A 2,919-nucleotide genomic window follows, 5' to 3' on the forward strand; every position below is an offset into this window, starting at 1 on the left:
GCCTGCAGGCAGATAAAGAACAGCATCTGCGCCAGCGCCAGCGTGATCATCGAGAAGTAGATGCCCTGCCGGCGGATGGCCAGCGAACCCACCACGTAGCCGATCAGCGCGCCCGTGCCGGTGCCCAGGATCAGGCCGATCTCCGGGGTCACGCCCCAGACCTTCATGGCATGGCCGGCGGCGTAGCCAGCGCCGCCGAAGAAGGCCGCATGGCCGAACGACAGCAGCCCGGTATAGCCGATCAGCAGGTTGAATGCGCACGCAAACAGCGCGAAACACAGCACCTTGAGCACGAACACCGGATACGCGCCGGCCAGCGGCGCGGCCACCAGTGCCAGCAGCAGCAATCCGTACAACAGTTTCTTCTGCACGCCTTGTCCCTTTCCTGCGTTGCCCGCGTTGCCCGCCACCGTGGATGGCGTCGATGATGTGGAGGGTGCGCTCATCACTTCTCCTTCCCGAACAGCCCGGCCGGGCGCAGCAGCAGCACGATCACCATGATGAAGAACACCACGGTCGACGACGCTTCAGGATAGAACACCTTGGTCAGCCCCTCGACCACGCCCAGCCCCAGGCCGGTCAGGATCGAGCCCATGATCGAACCCATGCCGCCGATCACCACCACCGCAAACACGATGATGATCAGGTTCTGCCCCATCAGCGGCGAGATCTGGATCACCGGCGCCGCCAGCACGCCCGCGAACGCGGCCAGCGCGACGCCGAAGCCGTAGGTCAGCGTCACCATCAGCGGCACGTTGACGCCGAAGGCCTCGACCATCTTGGGGTTCTCGGTGCCGGCGCGCAGGTAGGCGCCCAGCTTGGTCTTCTCGATCACGTACCAGGTGGCGAAGCAAACCACCAGCGACGCCACCACGACCCACGCGCGGTAGTTGGGCAGGATCATGAAGCCCAGGTCGGTCGCGCCCTGCAGCGCGTCCGGCGTCGAGTACGGCAGGCCCGACACGCCGTAGATCGAGCGGAAGATGCCCTCGATCACCAGCGTGATGCCCAGCGTCAGCAGCAGGCCGTAGATATGGTCGAGCTTGTAGATCCAGCGCAGCATGGTCTTCTCGATCACCACGCCCAGCGCGGCGACGACCAGAGGCGACAGCAGCAGCATGATCCAGTAGTTCAGCCCGGCGTACTCCATGCCCATCCAGGCCAGCACCGCGCCCAGCATGAAGAGCGCGCCGTGCGCGAAATTGATGACGTTGAGCAGGCCGAAGATAACCGCCAGGCCCAGGCTCAGCATCGCATAGAAGGCGCCGTTGACCAGCCCCAGCAATAGCTGGGAAAGCATGGCCGGCAAGGGTATTCCGAAGATGTCCATCGCGGAGTGCCGTTGATACCGCCGTTGTATGGCGGGGATTGCTGCGGTTGGTGCCAGGTAATGCGAACGCTGCGGCGAACACCGTTGGCGAACACCGCAGCAAAGAACCGCGTCCGATGCCGGCGGCACGCAGGTGGCGCGCCGCCGGCAGAACTCACATCAGCTTATTTCTTCAGCATGGCGCACTTCGACTCGGCCACCGTGGTGAAGGCCTGGTCGCCCGGAATGGTCGCGACCACCTTCAGGTAGTCCCACGGCTTCTTCGACTCTGCCGCGGTCTTCACCTGCATCAGGTACATGTCGTGGATGCCACGGCCGTCCTGGCGGATATAGCCCTTGGTGTAGAAGTCGTTGATCTTCATCTTCTTCAACTCGGCCATGACCTTGTCCGGATCGTCGGTCTTGGCGGCTTCCACCGCCTTCAGGTAGGTGCTGGCCGCCGAGTAGTCCGCCGCCTGCAAGCTGCTCGGCATCTTCTTCATCTTGCCGAAGAAGCGGTTGGCGAACTTGCGGGTGTCGTCGTTCATGTCCCAGTACCAGCTGTCGGTCATCAGCAGGCCTTCGGTGTTCTTCAGCCCGAGGCTGTGCACATCATTGATGAACATCAGCAGGCCGGCGATCTTCATCGTCTTGGTGATGCCGAATTCCTTGGCCGCCTTGATCGAGTTGATGGTGTCGCCGCCGGCGTTGGCCAGGCCCAAAATCTGCGCCTTGGACGACTGCGCCTGCAGCAGGAACGACGAGAAGTCCGATGCCGACAGCGGATGGCGCACCTGGCCCGCAACCGTGCCGCCGTTGGCCTTGACCACCGCCGCGGTGTCGCTTTCCAGCGAATGGCCGAAGGCGTAGTCGGCGGTCAGGAAGAACCACGACTTGCCGCCCTGCTTGACCACCGCGCTGCCGGTGCCCTTGGCCAGCGCCACCGTGTCATAGGCGTAGTGCACCGTGTACGGTGAGCACTCTTCGTTGGTCAGGCGCGCCGTGCCGGCGCCGATGTTGATGTAGACGCGCTTCTTCTCCGAGGCCACCTTGTTCATGGCCAGTGCGGTGCCGGAGTTGGTGCCGCCCAGCAGCATGTCCAGGCCCTGCTGGTCCATCCATTCGCGCGCCTTCGAGGCGGCGATGTCGGCCTTGTTCTGGTGGTCGGCCGAGACGATTTCAATCGGCTTGCCCAGCACCTTGCCGCCGCGGTCCTCGACTGCCATCTTGATGGCTTCCAGGCCGCCGGGGCCGTCGATGTCGGCGTACAGGCCCGACATGTCGGTGATATAGCCGATCTTCACGGTGTCGCCCGACACCTGGGCAACGGCGCTGAAGGAAACCGCACCCATGGCAATGGCCGCCGTCGCGGCCGCGAGCCGAGTCTTTTTCATCTCTATGTCTCCTGATTTGCGGCGGCGTGCGCGCCACCCGTTCCTGCCAAATATCAACCCATGATCCGTGCGGATCAGACCCCGAGCAGTTCGTGCAGCACCGGCATCTTGGCCTGCAGCTCATTGGCCGCGAAGCGCTCGACGATGCTGCCGTGCTCCATCACGTAGAAGCGGTCCGCCAGCGGCGCGGCAAAGCGGAAGTTCTGCTCCACCATC

At 63.8% G+C, this 2,919-nt stretch carries 2 protein-coding genes and 2 pseudogenes; all 4 read right to left on the reverse strand.

The features are described from left to right. Positions 1 to 446, reverse strand: a pseudogene (locus A3A5_RS0116645) (branched-chain amino acid ABC transporter permease); the annotation flags it as partial. After that, positions 446 to 1,330 (reverse strand): branched-chain amino acid ABC transporter permease, encoded by an 885-nt coding sequence (locus A3A5_RS0116650; RefSeq protein WP_010811285.1) that lies wholly within the window; start codon positions 1,328 to 1,330, stop codon positions 446 to 448. The pseudogene A3A5_RS0116645 and the gene A3A5_RS0116650, both read right to left, overlap by 1 nt. Positions 1,331 to 1,494: 164 nt before the next feature. Continuing rightward, complete coding sequence (locus tag A3A5_RS0116655) at positions 1,495 to 2,703, reverse strand: ABC transporter substrate-binding protein (RefSeq protein WP_018311683.1); 1,209 nt, start codon at positions 2,701 to 2,703, stop codon at positions 1,495 to 1,497. 74 nt (positions 2,704 to 2,777) lie between these two features. Beyond that, positions 2,778 to 2,919, reverse strand: a pseudogene (locus A3A5_RS41640) (ABC transporter ATP-binding protein); the annotation flags it as partial.

This window comes from Cupriavidus sp. UYPR2.512, from assembly GCF_000379565.1.
In the GTDB taxonomy this organism is placed as follows: Bacteria; Pseudomonadota; Gammaproteobacteria; order Burkholderiales; family Burkholderiaceae; genus Cupriavidus.

Excerpts from the sequence above, each read along its gene's own strand:
- A3A5_RS0116650 (WP_010811285.1), bottom strand. The coding sequence starts at position 1,330 with ATGGACATCTTCGGAATACCCTTGCCGGCCATGCTTTCCCAGCTATTG.
- A3A5_RS0116655 (WP_018311683.1), bottom strand. The coding sequence starts at position 2,703 with ATGAAAAAGACTCGGCTCGCGGCCGCGACGGCGGCCATTGCCATGGGT.